The 17,860-nt window shown below is 68.8% G+C and carries 16 protein-coding genes and 4 pseudogenes; 11 read left to right on the top strand and 9 right to left on the bottom strand.

Features of this window, described 5'->3' with window-relative positions:
* Positions 1-163: 163 nt before the first annotated feature.
* From DY245_RS06125 to DY245_RS45865, 6 genes and pseudogenes are all read right to left on the bottom strand, one after another.
* On the bottom strand, positions 164-1,828 hold the full coding sequence (locus DY245_RS06125) for a flavin monoamine oxidase family protein (protein ID WP_128504335.1): 1,665 nt from the start codon (positions 1,826-1,828) through the stop codon (positions 164-166).
* On the bottom strand, positions 1,825-3,711 hold the full coding sequence (locus DY245_RS06120) for an alpha-keto acid decarboxylase family protein (protein ID WP_128504333.1): 1,887 nt from the start codon (positions 3,709-3,711) through the stop codon (positions 1,825-1,827). The genes DY245_RS06125 and DY245_RS06120 overlap by 4 nt, the downstream gene beginning before the upstream one ends.
* The gene (locus DY245_RS06115) at positions 3,708-5,837 is read right to left on the bottom strand and encodes a flavin monoamine oxidase family protein (protein WP_128504331.1); all 2,130 of its coding nucleotides are present in this window, start codon (positions 5,835-5,837) and stop codon (positions 3,708-3,710) included. The genes DY245_RS06120 and DY245_RS06115 overlap by 4 nt, the downstream gene beginning before the upstream one ends.
* A 6-nt stretch (positions 5,838-5,843) precedes the next feature.
* The gene (locus tag DY245_RS06110; protein ID WP_220377856.1) at positions 5,844-7,322 is read right to left on the bottom strand and encodes a Dyp-type peroxidase; all 1,479 of its coding nucleotides are present in this window, start codon (positions 7,320-7,322) and stop codon (positions 5,844-5,846) included.
* A 482-nt stretch (positions 7,323-7,804) separates the two neighbouring features.
* Positions 7,805-8,152: a DoxX family protein gene (locus DY245_RS06105; protein ID WP_128504329.1), complete on the bottom strand. Its 348-nt coding sequence runs from the start codon at positions 8,150-8,152 to the stop codon at positions 7,805-7,807.
* 251 nt (positions 8,153-8,403) lie between these two features.
* Positions 8,404-8,588 (bottom strand): annotated as a pseudogene (locus tag DY245_RS45865) (MFS transporter); the annotation flags it as partial.
* A 171-nt stretch (positions 8,589-8,759) separates the two neighbouring features.
* On the opposite strand from DY245_RS45865, the pseudogene DY245_RS06095 reads away from it, so the two are divergent.
* The 3 genes and pseudogenes from DY245_RS06095 to DY245_RS06085 all read left to right on the top strand — a co-directional run.
* Positions 8,760-9,922 (top strand): annotated as a pseudogene (locus tag DY245_RS06095) (cytochrome P450); the annotation flags it as partial.
* Between the two features lie 107 nt (positions 9,923-10,029).
* A complete protein-coding gene (locus DY245_RS06090; RefSeq protein ID WP_128504327.1) occupies positions 10,030-10,680 on the top strand; it encodes a TetR/AcrR family transcriptional regulator in 651 nt (216 codons plus the stop codon).
* Between the two features lie 166 nt (positions 10,681-10,846).
* The gene (locus DY245_RS06085) at positions 10,847-11,041 is read left to right on the top strand and encodes a ferredoxin (protein ID WP_128504325.1); all 195 of its coding nucleotides are present in this window, start codon (positions 10,847-10,849) and stop codon (positions 11,039-11,041) included.
* 48 nt (positions 11,042-11,089) lie between these two features.
* Here DY245_RS06085 and DY245_RS06080 read toward each other — a convergent pair whose 3' ends face one another.
* The gene (locus tag DY245_RS06080; protein ID WP_128504323.1) at positions 11,090-12,034 is read right to left on the bottom strand and encodes a GlxA family transcriptional regulator; all 945 of its coding nucleotides are present in this window, start codon (positions 12,032-12,034) and stop codon (positions 11,090-11,092) included.
* A gap of 219 nt (positions 12,035-12,253) precedes the next feature.
* Between DY245_RS06080 and DY245_RS06075 the strand changes: the two genes are divergently transcribed.
* The 8 genes and pseudogenes from DY245_RS06075 to DY245_RS45860 all read left to right on the top strand — a co-directional run bounded on the left by DY245_RS06075 (position 12,254) and on the right by DY245_RS45860 (position 16,053).
* A complete protein-coding gene (locus tag DY245_RS06075; protein WP_128504321.1) occupies positions 12,254-12,922 on the top strand; it encodes a DJ-1/PfpI family protein in 669 nt (222 codons plus the stop codon).
* Positions 12,923-12,968: 46 nt separating this feature from the next.
* On the top strand, positions 12,969-13,277 hold the full coding sequence (locus tag DY245_RS06070; RefSeq protein ID WP_128504319.1) for a hypothetical protein: 309 nt from the start codon (positions 12,969-12,971) through the stop codon (positions 13,275-13,277).
* Positions 13,278-13,297: 20 nt separating this feature from the next.
* Positions 13,298-13,777 (top strand): DUF2269 family protein, encoded by a 480-nt coding sequence (locus DY245_RS06065; protein ID WP_128504317.1) that lies wholly within the window; start codon positions 13,298-13,300, stop codon positions 13,775-13,777.
* A 2-nt stretch (positions 13,778-13,779) separates the two neighbouring features.
* Entirely contained in the window at positions 13,780-14,049 is a 270-nt protein-coding gene (locus DY245_RS06060; RefSeq protein ID WP_128504315.1) for a DUF3817 domain-containing protein, read from the top strand.
* A gap of 387 nt (positions 14,050-14,436) precedes the next feature.
* The gene (locus tag DY245_RS44125) at positions 14,437-14,592 is read left to right on the top strand and encodes a hypothetical protein (RefSeq protein ID WP_181923540.1); all 156 of its coding nucleotides are present in this window, start codon (positions 14,437-14,439) and stop codon (positions 14,590-14,592) included.
* Between the two features lie 61 nt (positions 14,593-14,653).
* Positions 14,654-14,938, top strand: a pseudogene (locus tag DY245_RS06055) (site-specific integrase); the annotation flags it as partial.
* A gap of 237 nt (positions 14,939-15,175) precedes the next feature.
* Positions 15,176-15,610 carry a VOC family protein gene (locus tag DY245_RS06050; RefSeq protein ID WP_128504313.1) on the top strand — a complete coding sequence of 145 codons (435 nt, stop codon included), beginning with the start codon at positions 15,176-15,178 and terminating at the stop codon, positions 15,608-15,610.
* A 104-nt stretch (positions 15,611-15,714) separates the two neighbouring features.
* Positions 15,715-16,053: a hypothetical protein gene (locus DY245_RS45860; protein WP_244942856.1), complete on the top strand. Its 339-nt coding sequence runs from the start codon at positions 15,715-15,717 to the stop codon at positions 16,051-16,053.
* 52 nt (positions 16,054-16,105) lie between these two features.
* Here the strand turns inward: DY245_RS45860 and DY245_RS48160 are convergent.
* Both DY245_RS48160 and DY245_RS06040 read right to left on the bottom strand, forming a co-directional pair.
* Positions 16,106-16,231: pseudogene (locus DY245_RS48160) on the bottom strand (low temperature requirement protein A); the annotation flags it as partial.
* An 85-nt stretch (positions 16,232-16,316) separates the two neighbouring features.
* Positions 16,317-17,684 carry an FAD-dependent oxidoreductase gene (locus DY245_RS06040; protein WP_181923539.1) on the bottom strand — a complete coding sequence of 456 codons (1,368 nt, stop codon included), beginning with the start codon at positions 17,682-17,684 and terminating at the stop codon, positions 16,317-16,319.
* Positions 17,685-17,860: the final 176 nt, after the last annotated feature.

Here is a 17,860-nt window from a genome sequence, read left to right as displayed (position 1 = left end):
GGCCGGGTCGGCCATGACCGCATCCTGGTTAGTGCCGAAACCGGATGCCGCCGAAAGTGCCGCCGAACCGGCCCCCTGCCGGGGGAATCGCCCCCCCCGGCAGGTCAGAACTCGCCAGAGCCCGTCAGACCGCATCGGAACTCGTCGGAGCCATCGCAACCCCTCAGAACAGACCCTGCGTCAGCGCGACCGAGTCGGGTACGGCGATCTCCTCGGGCGCGCTCAGGGGCATGATGCCCAGGATCTGCTGGACGACGTAGTGGGCCGACATCATGGCGCCCTCCTGCCAGCCGGGCAGGGGCGAGATCTGGTCGCCGGTGACGAAGAACGCGTCGGTGCCCTCGGGCTGGAGCAGTTGCTTGTACGCCTTCTTGTGGCTTTCCTTCTCCGGCTTCCACGCTGCCCATCCACCCAGTTGGTAGGGCACTTTGTGCCAGGCGATGGAGACGCCCTTCTCATCGGGTACGAGCTTTCTGTCCGCGAATTCCGGGTGCAGCTCGATGGCGCCGTCGCGGGCCAGCCGCAGGCGTTTGTCCGGAGAGAGCTTCCCGAGGGTGTCGGCCGCGTCCTCGAAGTTGTAGGCGCCGGTCAGGGTCCCCTTGTCGGAGAAGTAGTCGTTGGACGGGTACCACAGCTGGGTGATGTTGTGGCCGGTCCAGCTGATGCCGCCGTAGATCCCCTCGGTGTCGTCCATTCCGCCGAGGTCGCCCTCCCAGAAGCGGCGGTTCGCCTGCCAGCCGACCTTGCAGGTCTTCTCGAATTCCACGAGGCGGATCGCCTGCTCGAAGGGGTCCGAGAAATGGTTCAGCTTGATCTTGCGGAGCACCGGGACCGGGATGTTGCTGACGCAGTAGCGGGCGTCCTCATGGAACTCGTCGTCGCCCTTGCGGTACGTGAGGGTGACCCCGAGGCCGCGCGGATCGATCCCGATCTCACGGACCTCGGCGCCCAGCACGAATTTCGCGCCGGCCCGTTTGGCCTCGCGTGCCAGCGCCTTGACGATGTGGTCCATGCCGCCGACCGGCTGGAACATCGTGGCCTGCCACAGATAGTCGACCGGCTGGTAGAAACGGGCCTTCCAGAAGCCCGAGTTCACCAGGTCCTCGAAGGACAGCGCCGGGGCCGGTACGGGCCACTCCTCGATCTCGGGTCTGTCCAGATAACCGGAGCGGGTGGAGCCGCGGTACTTGCCGTTCGCGTCGAGCGCGCCGAACACCCGCAACAGATCGCGGAGTTCACCCGTGAAGGTGTCCGTGCTGACCAGCGTCTCGGCGAGCTTGGCCGCGAGGTGGCCGCGGGTGTCGTTCGCCACCCGCCGGTTGGCCCAGGTCACCTCGGCATGCGGCGGGCGGACGCGGTTCGCCGTGGTCTCCATGACGTACGGCTCCAGCTCCACCCCGAAGTCACGGCAGTACTTGAGCACCCGGCGGTGGTGGTACGGGATCCGGCCGGGCCCGAGGTTGAGGTACAGGCCGTCGTCGAATGCGCAGGTGTGCGTGCGGGTGACGGCACCGTGATCATCGATCTCGTGGAGCTTGTCGCCCCTGCGCGCGGTGCGGTTGCGCCCGCCCACGCGATCCTGTGCTTCCAGGACGGTGACCCGATAGCCGAGCATGCTCAGTTCGTAGGCGGCCGTCAGGCCCGCGACACCGGCGCCCAGGATCAGTACCTTCGCGCCCTCGCCCGGGGTTCCGGCGGGCCGTACGGTGCCGGTCCAGCCGGTGGCCTCCGGCCCGGACAGACCGCTCATGGCGTGCCGGAGCGCCTTCGCGGAGCCGTCGACGGTGGTGCCCGTCGCCGCGGACCGCTGTTTCTTCGCGCTGGTCATCCCACGTTCCCTTCCGACGGTACGCCGCCGGGCGGCGGACAGTTCTCGGCGATCTTGTACTTGAGTGCCTCGGGATAGTCGTGCCGCTTGAACTGCGCCCGTACGATGATCGGGCCCTGGTTGATCGCGTCGGTGGGCTCGGCGATCCGCTTGAGCAGGGCGGCGAGTTCGTCGTGCTTACGGACGGCGAAGCCGTTCATCGGGTGCTTGGTGGAGCCGAAGACCTCCGCGAGCTTCTCGTACCGCCAGGGGTGCAGTTCGTTGTAGAACTCGGCGCCGTCGGAGCGGGGTCTCCCGTCCTGGTAGTAGCAGGGGTGGACGAGCATCTGCTCGATGCCGTAGAAGGCCTCGTTGTCCAGGACGAACACCACCGGGCGCAGACCGTGCCGCACATGGGTGGACATCTCCTGGCACGTCTCCTGGAACGAGCCGTCGCCGACGAAGACCATCGGGCGCTTTCCCGCATGGCGCCGGCCGAGCGCCACCCCGGTGGCCGCGCCGACCGAGTAGCCGATGGACAGCCAGCTGTTCTGCGCCACGTACGAGGCGCGCTCCGCCATCCGCAGATTCATCGAGCCGATCAGCGCGAACGCGGCGTCGCACACCACGGTGAACGGGTTGCTGCGCTCGCCCGGGGGCTCGCTGGTCTGCGATTCGAGGAAGGCGTTGATATGCCGGAAGAAGCTGTCGTACGTCATGCTCTCCGGGTACGGCCCGCCGGTCTGGGAGTCCAGGTAAGCGGCGGTGCTGTCAGGGACGTCGAGGCCCTCGTCATGCGCACGGGCGAAGTAGTCCGCGGCGAAGGCACCGCTTCCGAACTCGGCGACCAGGCGTTCCCGTAGCGCGGGGATGAACTCGGCGAGCTGTACATCGGGGAAGTACGAGGCGCCGACACGTACACCTTCATGGGCGGCGACCGCCCAGTCGTCGCCGATCGACCGCTTGCCGCCGAGGTTCTTCGAGGTCGCCCACGATCCCAGCCCGATGCGGCAGCCCGCGTTGTGGAAGACCTCGGCCACATCCGGATTGCTGGCCTTGCCGTTGTAGACCCCGGAGAAGCCCGGGGTGTACTCCGAGACGACGGACTTGGCGCCGATGGTGGTGCAGAACGGGATGCGGGTGTCGCGTACCAGCTTCTCGAACTCGTCGGACAGCCGGAAGCGGTCGATCTCCTCGCCGGCCCACAGGATCGGGTTGCTGTAGCGCCGGATGAGGTCCACGGTCGCGGTGACCGCCTCCTCCAGCAGGCGCTTGTTCCGCTCCGTTACGGGCCGCTCCCGCCGCGTCAGACGACCGTGCGGTGCCGGACACCGCGCCCCCCAGACGTCCTCCATGACCTCCAGATAGACCGGCCGGCGGTGGGAGAGGCACGCGATGATCGCGCTGTCGATCTGGATGGGGGCCAGGCCCGGGTTGGAGATGGCCTGGGCGTCCACCGTCACCTGGCGGTAGACGTCCAGGTTGCTGGTCGGGCGCTGGGACATGTGCGACGTGAGCAGGCCGATCGCCTGCTGGTTGAGCCACTGCTCGTACGAGGGAGCGGCGTTGATGGCGATCAGCGGTACGTACTCGGCGAAGGCGCCGCCGATCGCATTGAGCAGGTTGAACGCGCCCACGCTGTAGGTGACCGCGACCGCGCCGATGCCCTGCTCGCCGAGCGCGATCTCCGCGTCGGCGACCTTCACCCGCGCATACGCGTCCGCGGCCTGGCCGGCGCCTCCCTCGGTGGGGTTGCCCACCCAGCGCACCTTGGTCTTCTCGTGCAGGGTCGTCAGAAACGGGCCCAGGTGGTCGCCCGGAACGCCGAACAGATGGGTGATGCCGAGCTCTTCCAGCCTGAGGGCAAGGTACTCGGCCACGGTGCAGGTCTGGGATGTGGTCATGACGTCAGCACGTCCTCTCGCGGCTGGTCCGGCGATGCGGCGGCGAACCGGCGCTCGCGGGGCGCCGCGGCCCGCGCGGCAATGGCGCTCTCGTCCACCGCGGGAGCCTCGTTGACGGCGATGGCGGCACGTACGGCCGTCTCCACCGCTCCCTCGATCCACGCGTGCTTGAGCGACACATGCTCACCGGCGAAGTGCACCGGCCCCTCGGCCCGCACCACATCAAGGTGGAAGCTGGTCATCTGATGCGGGGTGTAGACGGCGGCCTCACCGCAGGCGTACGGGTCGCGCAGCCAGCTCTGGGTCTGGCCGGCACCGGTGTAGAAGACCTCGATACGGCGGCCGTGCACCGACTGGAGGTTGCGCAGGGCGTAGCCGTAGCGCTCGGCGTCCTCGAAGGAGTCCCAGCGCGCGGCGTCGTCCGACCAGGAGTAGCCGGCCAGCACCACGCCTCCGGGGCTGCCGGGGACGGGGTGGGAGGGGTAGTACATGAAGCGGTTGGGGTTGTCGGTGGCGGAGCCGCCGCCGTAGGCGTTGGTGGCCGGCCGCACACCGCCGCGCAGTGAGGAGTTGCGGTAGTACTCCACCTGCTTCTGGCTGATCTCCTTCTCGTCCACGCTCGGGTGGGCGCCGAGCAGTCCGGTGGGCAGGTCCCGCAGGCTCTGCGGCATGGCCACCGCGGCCTCGGCGTCGTCCTCGCCCCACTGCTGGTAGTACTCGTACAGACCGGGCGCGATGGCGTCGAGCTCCCGCTTCCAGTCCTCCTCGGTGAACTCCCACCAGCGGCGCGAGAATTCCAGGAGCACCTTGGTGGCCTGGTCGTAGTGCGTCTCGATGACGGCGCGGCGCTTCTTGTACGAGAACGGCGGGGTCACGGTGGTGAACCGCAGGCTGGAGAAGGGGATGGTGACGATCGCCAGGTCACCGGTCCAGGTCTGCACCTCTCCGTACGGGTCGCCCTCGGGCACGGTCTGGATGGCGACGGCGGGGCCGCCCGGTCCGGCGAGCCCGCCGTGATGGCCGTCGCGGCCCGGGTCGTAGTACTCCAGCCGGACCATCCGCTGGCCCATCACGATCTGGTCCCGCAGATCCTTGGCGAGCGCCTCCGGAAGCTTCCGGCTGCCGCCCTCGATCTCCCAGTACGTGGCGGTGGGGTCGATGTCGCTGCGGCCCAGGAAGCTGTGGAAGAACGCCAGGTGCAGCCGCGAGGTCATGTTCTCGATCGTGCCGATCGCCTCGATGGCCTCATCGCTGAACCCGGCGTACTCGCGCAGGAAGCGGCCCATCGAATAGCCGTCGAAGTCGCGGACGACCCCGGCCCAGCCGTCCAGCCACTCCTTGAAGGGCTTGTTGATCCGCTTCCCGTTGCTCTGGAGTACGGAGTAGTAGTCGCGCACCGGCTCCAGGGCCTGGTTGACCATCTCGGCGACGGTCAGCCGCGACTCGCAGCCGGTGAGGTGGAAGCCCTCGTTGAGCTGGGACGGGTCCTTGGCGTACTGGCCGCGCCGTGCCTGCGCGCGGTTGGTGCGGATCCAGGCGTGGTTGCGCTTGTCCGGCTCCCGGAACTCGGGACTGGGGTCGCCGTTCGTCCAGATCTTGCCGTCCTTGAACGACTTGTAGACCACCGGCGGTACGGGGGCAGTCTGATTACCCGTCGTCGGATCGATGTCGACGTTGAAGAACAGCCGCCGCTTCAGGCCGAGTTTGTCGATCAGCGCCAGGGTCAGCGGATGGAAGCTGGGCAGGCGCATCGCCCCGGCTTCCGCGTACTGCGCGGGGTCGGTGAAGGGCTGTGGCTCGCCCTTCTTGGCGTGGAAGGTCTTGATCCGGCCGCCGACCCGGTTGGCGTTGGCTTCCAGGATCGTCACATCGTGTCCGGCGCGGGTCAGCAGATCGCCGGCGACCAGGCCGGCGATGCCGGCTCCGACGATCAGGATGCGCTTGGACGCGACGGGACGTTCCAGCCCCTTGTCGATCAGAACATCGAGGTAGCGCAGCTTGAGGTCTTCATTGGCCGGCTCGGGGCCGACCAGCAGGAGTTCGCGGGCGAGCTGCTGATAGGTCTTCTCGTTGGCGCGCTCGACTCCGGTGTGCTCACCGCGGATGTCATGGCGGGTGTCGTCCATGGCGGCTCAGGCCTCCTCGTGCAGGGACTGGTTCGCGGCGAGCCGCCGCAGGGTGGTGATGGAGGGCGTGAAGGCGTACACCGCACCGGTGGTCCGCACGAACCGGTCCATCGACACGGTGCCCTCCTGGCCGTCGGCCAGCACGATGTGGGCATCCGGGCTGCCGGGATCGCCCTGTTTGATGGTGCCGGTCACCTTGTCGATACCGTTGGGCGCACCACTCGTTCCGGGCACGAAATTGGGGTTGTTCGACCAGACCCGCTGTACGAACTCGAACTGTCGCTCGATCGAGGTGCCGTAGCACACAAACATCAGGCCGCGGTCCGTGTCGTCATTGCCCCCCGTGTACGCGGGACCGTACGGAATGCCGCGGCGCATGATGCGGTGACGCTGGGTGGGCTCGAAGTGGCGGGGAGTCGTTCTGCGGATATGCGCGGCGCACGGGGTCTGTTTCCCCGGCCCGTCGTTCTCGTAGGTGAAGTCGTTGCGCCCGGGACCGACCCCGGTCACCGGGTTTTCGCCCTGCGCGAGGGGCGTGCCGTCTTTCATCCGACCGACCAGGCACGCGCCCAGCAGCTCGGGGGAGATGCCGCTCGGCCGGAACTTGCCCGCCTCGCGTACCACTGCGTCATTCCAGCCGGCGACGTCCTGCCGCAGCCGGCGCACCACCTGAAGAGAGCCGTTGTCCAGCCACTTGGGTCCCTCAGGCGGGTTTCCGCTCTCACTCTTGTGACCGAAGACGAATTCACCGGGCTCGACCAGGACGGCCCCCGCGCGGTTCTCCCGGAAACCGGGGTTGTCCCGGTCCTCGCGGTGGAATTCCTTGACTCCTGGCTGGGAGATGCCGTCCTTGTACCCGAAGTGCTCGTGCCCGCGCAGGTCGCCGGTCAGGGTGCGGCCGTCATCCTGATGGACCAGCGTCACACCGTGCGCCGAATCCGCTGCGGTGATGTTCTTGAGCTTTTCGTTGAGCGCCTCCTCCGTGTCCGCGGCGACGATCAGTACGGCGTGTACGCCGGTCCGGTCCGAGCCGAAGAGCCAGTTCTCGGGGGCGCTCGTACCGTCGTCGGCGAGGCTTGCCGCCATTCCGGCCGCGCCCGTCATGAACGATCCGAACGGCGTCAGATCCTGTTTCACCTTTTCGGGCTCGCGGGCGACCTGGACCAGGCCCTCGAAAGTTAAGGACACCCCGACCCAGGTGGCAGTGATGGACGGATCCTGGCCATAGGCCCGGCGGGAAAGCGAGAACTCCTCATTGAAGTCCTCGACCGCGGCGGTCACCGAGACGGTGTTCAGCATGACGGACAGCCAGCCGCGGCCACCCGCGCCCTTGTCGTCGGGGAAGCGCACATAGCGGAACGCCATGTAGTCCTTGTTGAACGCGGCCAGGATGTTGCCCTGGATTTCCCTGGATCTGCGCAGTGGCGGTTCCGGAAGCTGCTCGATTTCCGGGGCAGCCGTAGGGCGCGCTGAGATAGTGGTCACTTCTCTCCTTGACGGGAACTTCGAGTGCTTGAGGAGCGTCGGGCGGCTTCGCACGCAGGCGAATTCGGCTCCTGGCACACCGATGCGGAAGTTGATGCGGAAGAGGCACAAGGGCACACCAAAGGCAGCCGGTGCACGGCTTGTGACGCCAGCCCAGCACCGAATCGGCCGCCCCGCAGAAGCACCGACGCCAACCGGAGCACAAGGTCACTCGCACCGGTGAGTACGCGTCGGTCACGGTGCACGGAACCCGCACAGTGAGAAGTTTCAGGAAGGGAGCGAGTCCAGTGAGTGCAGTGAGTCCCACCGTTCGTCGCATACGTGGGACTCCGGAGGAAGCGCGCGTGAACAACGCGAAGGGCGCCTGACGGGCAAAGCCCGATTCAGGCGCCTACTTTCGGGATCCTGGAAGAACCCGAGCTTCTTCGGGGAGTAGCTCACCGGCAGGTTCTTCGCTCCGGTTTACGGGGCCGGGACGCTGCTCAGGCGGTGAACCCGAGCACCAAGGCGCCGACCACCGGCGCCGCGTACAGCAGCGGGAACGGAATGTGCGAGTACCAGCGCGCCCGGACGACGGTGACGACAGCACCGGCGAAATACAGCACCAGGCCGATCCCGGCCATGACGCCGACAACCGGCAGGATCAGGCCGACCAGCAGGCCCGCCGCTCCTGCGGCTTTGGCGGTACCGAGCCAGGGCCACCACGAGCGGGGGATGTCGTAGTCGGCCAAGGGCTGCACGACCCACTTGGCCCGGAAGAAGAGGGAGGCGGCCGAGAAGCCCGCCATGGCGGCGGCCAGGACGGTGACGACAACGTAGGTGGTGGACATCAGTAGTGCTCCGATCACGCGGTTGCCGGTGCGGGCCTGCTCCGGCCGGGTGTCATGCGTTCCTCACTGCCATGACGTGCCGCGCCGCAGGAATGTGACCGGTGAACGACATCAATTTCGCGCGGATCGGATGCCGCCGCTGGTGGCGCTGCCGATGCCGGTGGCTGCGCGGCCCGCAGCTCCCACCGTCCCCACAGCGTGAGCACGAGAGCGGCTGCCGCAAACAGGCCCGGAGTGAGGCCGCCAGCCCAGTACATGTCTCCCAGCCGGCCCGTGACCGGCGTGGCGACGGCCCCCGCCAGCAGGGTGGCGTGACTGCCCAGGTGGCGTCGGAGGCCGAGGCGTTCAGCAGTCGGGGGAGTTCCGGGAGCAGCGGGATCGCCAGGGTCTGCATCAGGGCGACCACGATCCCGGCCAGGGCCGGAACTGCCACCACAGCGTTCGTCTGTGGCACGACCCTGGCGGGCGGGGAAGGGGCTTCGGGCGCGGTAAAGCCTCCGTCCGGCAGGGGTGTGACGCTCTCGGCCAAAATTAAATCAGTTGCTTGACTTAACTTGGCGGACGAGGTTGCCTGATCTTCAGGGACGGCCGAACCGAGGAGGCAGCGATGGAGCACAGCGACGGGCAGCAGGCGCTGAACTACCCGATTCCCAGCACGACGGCCTTGGAGCCGCCGGCAGAGTGGGCGCGGCTCCGGCAGCAGTGCCCGGTGGCGACGGTGACTTTGCCCAGCGGCGACAGCGCGTCCCTGCTGACCAGGTACGACGACGTCAAGCAGGTGCTGTCCGACCCCCGCTTCACCCGGCTCCTGAACGCCGACGACGCGGCCCGGATCTCGGACAGCGACTCCGGGGGAGTGTTCAACGACTCCCTTGCCACGACGATCCCCCAGGCGGGCGAAGAACATCAGCGGTGGCGCCGGGCAGTGGTGAAGTGGTTCACCGCCAAGCGCATGTCCGCCCTGCGCCCCGGAATCGAAGCGATGACCGAGCAGCTCATCGACGACATGCTCGACCGCGGACATCCCGCCGACCTCAAGGCCGCGCTGGCGTTCCCGCTGCCGGTGTGGGTGATCTGCGACCTGCTGGGCGTGCCGGACTCGGACCGGGACAAGTTCGCCTACTGGTCCGACACCATGCTCAACCTGACCCGCTACACACAGGAAGAAGTCGCAGCGGCACAGAGCGAGTTCGCCGACTACATGAGCGGCCACATCGCCGCGAAGCGGACCCGGCCCAGCGACGATCTGCTCAGTTCCCTTCTGGACTCCGCGGATGCCCAGGGCGGCGGACTGTCCGATCGGGAACTGGTGGCCACCGGTCAGGCGCTGCTGATCGCCGGGCACGAGACGACGGCCAACATGATCGGCAAGATGGTGGCCATGCTGCTGGCAGACCGGCGGCGCTGGGAGCAGCTGGTGCAGGACCGGTCGCTGGTGCGTTCGGCGGTGGAGGAGGCGCTGCGCTTTGACGCCAACCCGGGATTCGGTATGCCGCGCTATATCGGCGAAGATGCCGAGGTGGCCGGAACCGTGCTGCCGCGCGGAACCACCGTGGTGTGCAGTATGGCTGCGGCCAACCGGGACGAGAGTGCTTTCGGCGGCGCCGAGGAGATGGTCCTCGGCCGCAGTCCGAACGCTCATCTGGCGTTCGGTGCCGGGGCTCATTCATGCCTGGGTCAGGCGCTGGCCCGCACCGAACTGCAGGTCGTTCTGGAGGTGCTCCTGCGCCGGCTTCCCTCGCTGGAACTCGCCGTCGCGGCGGAAGGCCTNTGCGCCGGCTTCCCTCGCTGGAACTCGCCGTCGCGGCGGAAGGCCTGCGTCGGCTTGAGGGACTGGTCGTCGGAGGGTTGAGTGAAGTCCCGGTCAGGTGGTGATCATGGCAGGCAGGACGGCGCGGGCCGAGCAGGTCAGCGAGACCAGAGAGCGGATCCTTGAGGCCGCGGAGCGGCTGTTCGCCGAGCGCGGTGTCTATGCGGTGTCCAACCGCCAGGTCAGCGAAGCGGCGGAGCAGGGCAACAACGCCGCGGTCGGTTACCACTTCGGCACCAAAACCGACCTGGTGCGTGCGATCACCCGGAAACACACCGAGCGGATCGAGCAGGCACGCGTGCGGATGCTCGCCGAGACCGGCGACTCGTCGGAGCTGGGGGACTGGGTGGCCTGCCTGGTGCGGCCCACCACCGAACATCTGGCATCGGTGGGCAGCCCCACCTGGTTCGCACGGTTCTGTGCCCAGGTGATGACCGACCCGGCGCTGCAGGACATCATGGCCGAAGAGTCGCTCACCTCCCCGGCGCTGCGGCAGACGCTGGAAGGGCTGAACCGGTGCCTGCCCGAACTTCCGGCCGACGTCCACGTCGAGCGGGGTGCGATGGCCCGCCAGCTGATCGTGCACACCTGCGCCGAGCGTGAACGCGCCCTTGCCGAGAACACCTCCACCCCACGCTCCAGCTGGCATGACGCCGCCACGGGCCTGATCGACGCGATCGTCGGACTGTGGAGGGCCCCGGTCACACGCTGCCGGTGATGGCCGCCGGTGACGGCCTGCCGGAGACGGCTCGCTGGAGACGGCCTTCGCCCCCCGGCCTCGGCAGCTGAATCCGGCACTCCGAGAACATGCGCGCCGGGGAACCGGTGCAGGCGCCCCCTGTCTGCACTCGGCATACCCCGCGCCGAGAGACAGAGAGGCATCCATGCACGTATCCGTTGACCAGGACAGGTGCTGCGGCGCAGGCCAGTGTGTGCTGCTCGCGCCGGAGGTGTTCGACCAGCGGGAGGAGGACGGGATCGTCGTCCTCCTCAACCCCGAGCCGCCCGCTCAGCGTGCCGACGACGTTCACCAAGCCACGGCCGTCTGTCCGGCCGTCGCCATCCAGATCCAGGACTGACATCAACTCGGACGCTGACCCCGGCGTCCGGGAGTTGGTGGGCCAGGGTCACGTCCCTTGGAAGGCGCGCCGATAGGCGTGGGGGCTGGTGCCGATCAGGCGCTTGAAACGGTCCCGGAAGGCGGTGGGTGAGCCGAAGCCGACTTGCAGTGCGATCCGGTCGACGGGGTGGGTGGTGGTCTCCAGCAGGTACTGGGCCTGGCGGACCCTGGCCCGGTGCAGCCACTGGAGCGGTGAGGTGCCGGTCTGTTCGCGGAAGCGTCGGTTCAGGGTGCGGACGCTCATGCCGGCCTGCGAGGCGAGGTCGTCGAGGGTGAGGTCCTGGCGGGCGTTGTCCTCCATCCACCGGAGGAGGGGTTCCAGCACCGAGCCGCGGGGGGCAGGCGGGTGCTCGTGGACGATGAACTGGGCCTGGCCGCCCTCCCGTTCCAGCGGCATGACGGACAGGCGGGCCGCGTCGGCGGCCACGGCCGAGCCCAGGTCGCACCTGATCAGGTGCAGGCACAGGTCCAGCCCGGCGGCGGCTCCGGCCGAGGTGAGCAGCTGCCCGTTGTCCACGTAGAGCACATCCGGGTCTACGTCGATGGCGGGGTGGCGGGCGGCGAACTGTGCGGCGGCGGCCCAGTGGGTGGTGGCCCGGTGGCCGTCGAGGAGTCCGGTGGCGGCCAGGACGAAGGCGCCCGTACAGATGGAGGCGAGTCTGGTGCCCCGGGCGGCAGCCTGTCGCAGCGCGTCGATGACTTCGTCAGGGACGGGAGCGGCGGGGTCGGCGATGCCGGGAAGGATGATCGTGTCCGCCTCGGCCAGCGTGTCCAGCGACCAGTGTGCGCGCAGGGTGAATGCCCCGGCGTCGATGTCTTCGGTGGGCGCGCACACGCGGACGCGGTAGGCGGGGCGGCCATCGGGGCGCCGGGTTCGTTCGAACACCTCGATCGGGGTGGACAGGTCGAAGGGGATGACTCCGTCGAGGGCGAGGACGGCCACGGTATGCATGGCTCAACCATAGAAGGACGCCAGGCCTCGGCCAGCCGATTCCGGACACCCTCTGCCTTTTCTGCGCAGGTGAGAGGCCTTTCGGCTCGCTTGGCCATAATCCGTTGGGTTCTGGCATTTCAGCCACTACTGGGTCGTCCGGCCGGTGACTAGCGTCGGTGTCTGCGCTCCACATGGGGGCACTACTCCACCGGATCCACCAGAAAGGGACTCGTTCCGATGCTGTGCCAGATCGTGCTGTTCGACGGCTTCGACCCACTGGATGTCATCGCCCCGTACGAGGTGCTGTTCGCCGGCGGGATGGCCGCGGCGGGTGCGCTACAGGTCGAGCTGGTCTCGGCCGAAGGTCCGCGCGAGGTGCCCAGCGGCGCGGGAGTGCTTTCGCTGCGAGCCGTCGCCGCACTCGACCCGCAACGCGCGGACTTGGTCCTGGTGCCGGGAGCGGCGGGCCCCCTCGGTGACCCCTCCGACCCTGACGCCCCGGGGAACGAGGACTCCATCCCCGTCCTGCTCGGCCGTGCCCTGCAGACCGGACTGCCGGCCTTGCTCAAGGAAGCCCTGGAACGTCCGGGCCTGACCATGACCACGGTCTGCGGCGGCTCCATGATCCTCGCCATGGCCGGGCTGATCGACGGCCGGCACGCGACCACCAACCACTTGGGTCTCGACCTGTTGGACGCCACCGGCGTGGTCGCGATCGACGCCCGCGTTGTCGACGACGGCGACCTGGTGACCGGCGCGGGCGTCACCTCCGGTCTGGACCTCGCCCTGTACCTGCTGGAGCGCGAACTGGGCCCCCGCATCGCTCGCGCCGTCGAGCAGCTCTTCGCCCACGAGCGCCGGGGCACCGTCTGGCGCGCCACCGGCCCGGTTCCCGCCGGCTTCTGACGTCCCCCCGAACGCCAGCTCCCGAGCACTTGAGAAAGCGCACCCCATGTCTGTCGAAGGTATCTGGAACATCGTCATTGCCACTCCGATCGGCCAGCAGCAGGCCGTACTGCGGCTGTTCAGCGAGGGCGGCGCACTGCGGGGCGTCGCCACGGGCGAGGCGGAGGAGGTGCCGCTGTCCGATCTCACGCTCCAGGCCGCCGACCGGCTGACCTGGAGGCAGTCGATCACCCGGCCGATGCGCCTCCATCTCTCCTTCGACGTTGCTGTCCACGGCGACGAGCTGACCGGCACGGCCAAGGCCGGCCGGCTGCCCGCCACCAAGGTCACCGGTCGCCGCGACACCGCCGCCTAGCTGGAGCCTCCGGAACCCTCATGACGAAATTTCTCCTCACCGTCCACGTCCTGGCGGCCATCATCACCATCGGTCCCGTGACCGTGGCTGCCAGCATGTTCCCGCCCTCTGCCCGACGCGCCCTGGCCACACCCGACGATGCGGCGGCGCTCGCCACGGTGCGGACCCTGCACCGTATCTGCCGGGTCTACGCCGTGATCGCCGTCGCAGTACCGGTGTTCGGGCTGGCGACCGCCAACAGCCTGCGTGTGCTGGGCAGCCCATGGCTCATGACGTCGATCGCGCTGACCGTGGCCGCCGCGGCCGTACTCGCCGCACTCGTGCTGCCGCGGCAGAGCTCCGTACTCGCCGCCCTCGACGGCACGGACGCGACCCACGATGCCACGGCCGTCCGCCGGGTCGCGGGCCAACTGGCAATGTACACAGGGGTGTTCAACCTGCTGTGGGCCACCGTGACCGTCCTGATGATCGTCCGCCCCGGATCCACCACAGGAGCCTGACCATGAACCGACCGAGCAGACTCCTACGGGGCACCGCACCCGCCGAACTCGCCTCCCTGGCGGTCCTGCTGATCAATGTCAGCGTGCTGCACTTGCAGGCCGTTGCCTCGGCGATCGGCCCCCTGCACGGCTGCGCCTATCTGATCGTCATCATCGCGGCGGCCCGCGAGGCCGGCCCGGACCGGACGGCCACCGCACTCTCGGTCATCCCCGGCATCGGGGGCATGCTCGCTCTGCGGCGGCTCGCCACGAGGTACGCACAGCCGGCCTGACCGGCGGCTACTGCCGGAGAGTGCGCATTGAACCCCGCGGAACCAGGTTTCGGGGACGCAGTGGTGTTGAGGCCTCCGTCGGCAGAGCTCGGGTTCGCCGCATGGACCTGCTCGGTCCGCTGAAGATCGCGAGGGGCCAACCTTCCAGGACTGCGTCCGTGGGCCTCCATCTGCGTACTTGCCCAAGCAGAGGGCGAAGAGGGAGGCCGGAGTCCGGTTCCCTCTCCTCCTCCGCCGAGCGCAGGCCCGCAGTGCGGCATGGCCCGCGGTCGGCGGCGGCCCGGGCGGCACCCGCAGCCCGGGCCGCCGACCGGCCGAAGCGTTACGCTCGTTTTGTATGCACTCATTCCGATTGTATGCACTCGTTGTGATCTTGTGGAGGCGGCCATGAGGCAGTACGAGGAGTACCCGACTCCGTCGCAGGCCGAGGGCGAGCGGCTGGAAGAGGACATGGATCCGGCCGAGCAGCGGCACCCCGAGGCGACGCGCACCCAGCCGTCACAGGCGGAGGGCGAGCGCCGAGCGGAGGACGACGAGAAGTGACAGCGGTGGCAGCTGTCCGTGGCTGCCACTGAGGACGGCATGCGTCGGGGAGCCGGTATCCGGCCCCGGTCAGGGCCGGGTCGGCCGCACCTCGGCGCCGCCGTCCCGGCCGGCCCGTTCCGGCTGCGGGGCGGGCACGGCGGCCGGTTCCTCCACCACATGGGATCTGCATGAGTGGCGGCACTCCGGCCTGACCCACCTCGGCGAGGCTGGGACGAGCCTGCTCAGGCTGATGGCGAAGTCCCGGCACAAGAAGGCGGAGAACGTGCGGAGGTATTTCCACCCCTCCCCGGAGGCGATCGCCGAAGTCACCAGCCTGCTCGCGCCGGGCGACCGCCGACGCTGAGCACGGGCGGGTTGCCTCCCGTACGCTCCTTCGTCGTACTGGGGCGTGGCTACAACTCACCCGCGCGCATGCGACGTTCCCGAAGTCCGCCAGGACCTCCTCCAGTGGGGCGCTGTCAGGATCGTCGTCCCACGGCTCAAGGTCCCACTCATCGCCAAGAGTTGGCCGCATGCGCCACAACCCAGCCAGGGGCGGGTCCGTGGAGACGACGAAAGACCCCGCCTCTACGATGGACCGATGACGTCGATCAAGCAGTTCCAAATCACCTTCGACTGCGCAGAACCTGAGCGCGTCGCTCGTTTCTGGTGTGAGGTGTTGGGGTACGTCGTACCGCCGCCACCGGAGGGGTTTGCTACTTGGGACGATTTCGATCGCTCGCTGCCGCCTGAGCGTCAGGGTTCGGCGTTCGCCTGCATTGATCCCTCAGGTGTGGGCCCGCGACTGTTCTTCCAGCGCGTTCCCGAAGGCAAGGTCGTCAAGAATCGGCTGCATCTTGACGTGCGGGTCGGCACCGGGCTCGTGGGTGAAGAGCGCGTGGCCGCACTTGAGGCCGAGTGCGCACGACTGGTCGCGCTCGGCGCGGTACGCGGGCAACTGCTGCTTGCCGATGGCTTCAACGAGTCGTGCCTCGGGATGCAGGACATCGAGGGCAACGAGTTCTGTCTCGACTGAGTGGCCGCGAACGTGGCACCTCCGCGAGTCGACTGGTGCAGTTCGCCATCACGAGGGTCGCCGTCCCGCGGCGCGCCAACGGTCCTGATCCAAACCACCGTTCGGTGTCCACGAGCAGGGACCGGTACGGGGTGGGCGCCGACCGCGTCAACGACGACCAGCTGAGGGTGATCCGGACACTGCTGGGCTCCCTGCTGCTGATCCGCCGGCCCACCGACGCCCGGCGCGGCCTGTGGCAGTCCGAGGAGGTCCGGCCCGCCCGACGACGACGGTGGGGCCCGGACACCGCCGGCCGCGTCTACCGCCACCAGTGGTTCGTACGCCCCCACCGGCGCACGTATCCCGACCAGGACGACCCGAGCGGCTACTCCCGCAAGTGGGTGGGCCCCTACCTGGTCTCCCCCCGCCGGGTGCGAGGACGCCCCCCCATCTGGACCCCGTGATCTGGAGCAGCACCGCCAACCGGTAGGGGACGTCGTCCGGGTCGTAGGCGGAAGCGAACCACGTGAAGTTCATCCACGCCCACCAGAGCGTGAAGAAGACCAGCGCGAAGTGCAGGGCACCGGTGGCGTAGTGCCCGCCGGACACCGCTGCGCTCAGGCTCGCGGACGCCTGCGCCACCGCGATGACGAAGCACAGGTCGAAGAGGAGTTCCAACGAGGTGGTGGTCCGGTGCGGTTGACCGGGGTTCGACCGAGCACGGTGCTCAGCGCAGGGCTCCCAGAGCGGCTTCCACGGTCCGGTGGAAGGTGGGATAGGCGTAGATCATGTGCTGGAGACGCTCGACCGGTATCTCTGCATGGACGGCGACGTTCAGCCCGTACAACACCTCGCCTCCCGCCGGTCCCGCCGAGGTCGCCCCGATCAGCACGCCCCGGTCGGCATCCTCGATCAGCTTGATGAACCCCTCGTTGCCGCGCCCGTGGATCCAGCCACGTGTGGAGGAGGCGATCGGCAGCAGGCTGGTGCGCACCCGCAGGCGCTGGTCGCGCGCCTGCCGCTCCGTGAGTCCCACGGCCGCGATCTCGGGGTCGGTGAAGGTGACCCGGGGCAGTGCCCGGTAGTCAGCGTCGGGACCGGGACGCCCGAGGATGTCCCGTACGGCGATCTCCGCCTGATACATCGAGACATGCGTGAAGCTGCCGTCGCCGGTGATGTCACCGATGGCCCAGAGCCCTTCCCCGGCCCGCATCTGCCCGTCCGTGCGCACGGTTCGAGCCGAAGGGTCGAGACCCGCCGCCTCGACGGACAGCGCGGCGAGGTCGGCGTGGCGCCCGGTCGCGACGAGCAGCCGTTCGGCTCGCAGCGGCTCTCCTTCGCCTTCCAGATGGACGACGAATCCGGTGCCGTCATGGCCGACCTGTCGGGCCCGGGCCGAGGTGAGCACGGTGACGCCGTCGGCACGCAGGACCTTTTCGGCGAGCTCCCCGGCTTCCGGTTCCTCCTGCGACAGCAGCCGGTCCTGTCCCTCGACGACGGTGACCGCGCAGCGGAAGCGGGCGAAGACCTGGGCGAGTTCCACGCCGATGGCGCCCCCTCCGAGCACGAGCATCGAGGTCGGCAGCTCCCTGGTCGCCATGGCGTCCCGGTTGGTCCAGTACGGGGTCGCCGCAAGGCCCGGAACCGTGGGAATCCGCGGCCGGGAGCCCGTGGCCAGTACGACACCGCGTCGGGCCCGGAACGTGCGCGGTCCGACCGTCACCTGGCGTGGCCCGGTGAGCCGTCCCGTTCCGCGTACGAGTCGGCCGCCCTTCGCCGCGAGGCGGTCGGCAGCGATCTGGTCGTTCCAGTCGTCGGTGGCCTCGCCCCGGATACGTCCGGCGACCCGGCCCCAGTCGGGGGTCACCTCCGCTCCACCGGCGAGGGAGGACACACGGCCCGCCTCGGCGAGCAGGTTCCCGGCCCGGATCATCATCTTGCTGGGTACGCACCCCCAGTACGGGCACTCGCCTCCGACGAGCTCCTTCTCGATCCCCACCACATCCAGTCCGGCCTCGGCCAGCGTGCCCGCGACGTACTCGCCGCCGGGACCCAGACCCAGGACGACCACATCGACCTGCTCGCTCACGCTCATGGCTCTCCTTGCCGCTCCTCGGATGTCCGTGAGGAGGCTAGAGGCGGTGGTGCACCGGATTGTGCCCTTCAGCGCACGGGGCCTTGCCCGAGAGCGAACGCCGGGTACGGCCCCTCCCTCGGTGCGCTGCCGAGCACCACCGCATGCGCTCCGGGGCAATGCGTCTGCCCTGCTCG

Origin of the sequence: Streptomyces inhibens (assembly GCF_003389455.1) — a bacterium.
Classification (GTDB): domain Bacteria; phylum Actinomycetota; class Actinomycetes; order Streptomycetales; family Streptomycetaceae; genus Streptomyces; species Streptomyces inhibens.
This window is presented reverse-complemented; position numbering and strand designations above follow the sequence as displayed.

Excerpts from the sequence above, each read along its gene's own strand:
- DY245_RS06125 (WP_128504335.1), bottom strand. The coding sequence starts at position 1,828 with ATGACCAGCGCGAAGAAACAGCGGTCCGCGGCGACGGGCACCACCGTC.
- DY245_RS06120 (WP_128504333.1), bottom strand. The coding sequence starts at position 3,711 with ATGACCACATCCCAGACCTGCACCGTGGCCGAGTACCTTGCCCTCAGG.
- DY245_RS06115 (WP_128504331.1), bottom strand. The coding sequence starts at position 5,837 with ATGGACGACACCCGCCATGACATCCGCGGTGAGCACACCGGAGTCGAG.
- DY245_RS06105 (WP_128504329.1), bottom strand. The coding sequence starts at position 8,152 with ATGTCCACCACCTACGTTGTCGTCACCGTCCTGGCCGCCGCCATGGCG.
- DY245_RS06090 (WP_128504327.1), top strand. The coding sequence starts at position 10,030 with ATGGCAGGCAGGACGGCGCGGGCCGAGCAGGTCAGCGAGACCAGAGAG.
- DY245_RS06085 (WP_128504325.1), top strand. The coding sequence starts at position 10,847 with ATGCACGTATCCGTTGACCAGGACAGGTGCTGCGGCGCAGGCCAGTGT.
- DY245_RS06080 (WP_128504323.1), bottom strand. The coding sequence starts at position 12,034 with ATGCATACCGTGGCCGTCCTCGCCCTCGACGGAGTCATCCCCTTCGAC.
- DY245_RS06075 (WP_128504321.1), top strand. The coding sequence starts at position 12,254 with ATGCTGTGCCAGATCGTGCTGTTCGACGGCTTCGACCCACTGGATGTC.
- DY245_RS06070 (WP_128504319.1), top strand. The coding sequence starts at position 12,969 with ATGTCTGTCGAAGGTATCTGGAACATCGTCATTGCCACTCCGATCGGC.
- DY245_RS06065 (WP_128504317.1), top strand. The coding sequence starts at position 13,298 with ATGACGAAATTTCTCCTCACCGTCCACGTCCTGGCGGCCATCATCACC.
- DY245_RS06060 (WP_128504315.1), top strand. The coding sequence starts at position 13,780 with ATGAACCGACCGAGCAGACTCCTACGGGGCACCGCACCCGCCGAACTC.
- DY245_RS44125 (WP_181923540.1), top strand. The coding sequence starts at position 14,437 with ATGAGGCAGTACGAGGAGTACCCGACTCCGTCGCAGGCCGAGGGCGAG.
- DY245_RS06050 (WP_128504313.1), top strand. The coding sequence starts at position 15,176 with ATGACGTCGATCAAGCAGTTCCAAATCACCTTCGACTGCGCAGAACCT.
- DY245_RS06040 (WP_181923539.1), bottom strand. The coding sequence starts at position 17,684 with ATGAGCGTGAGCGAGCAGGTCGATGTGGTCGTCCTGGGTCTGGGTCCC.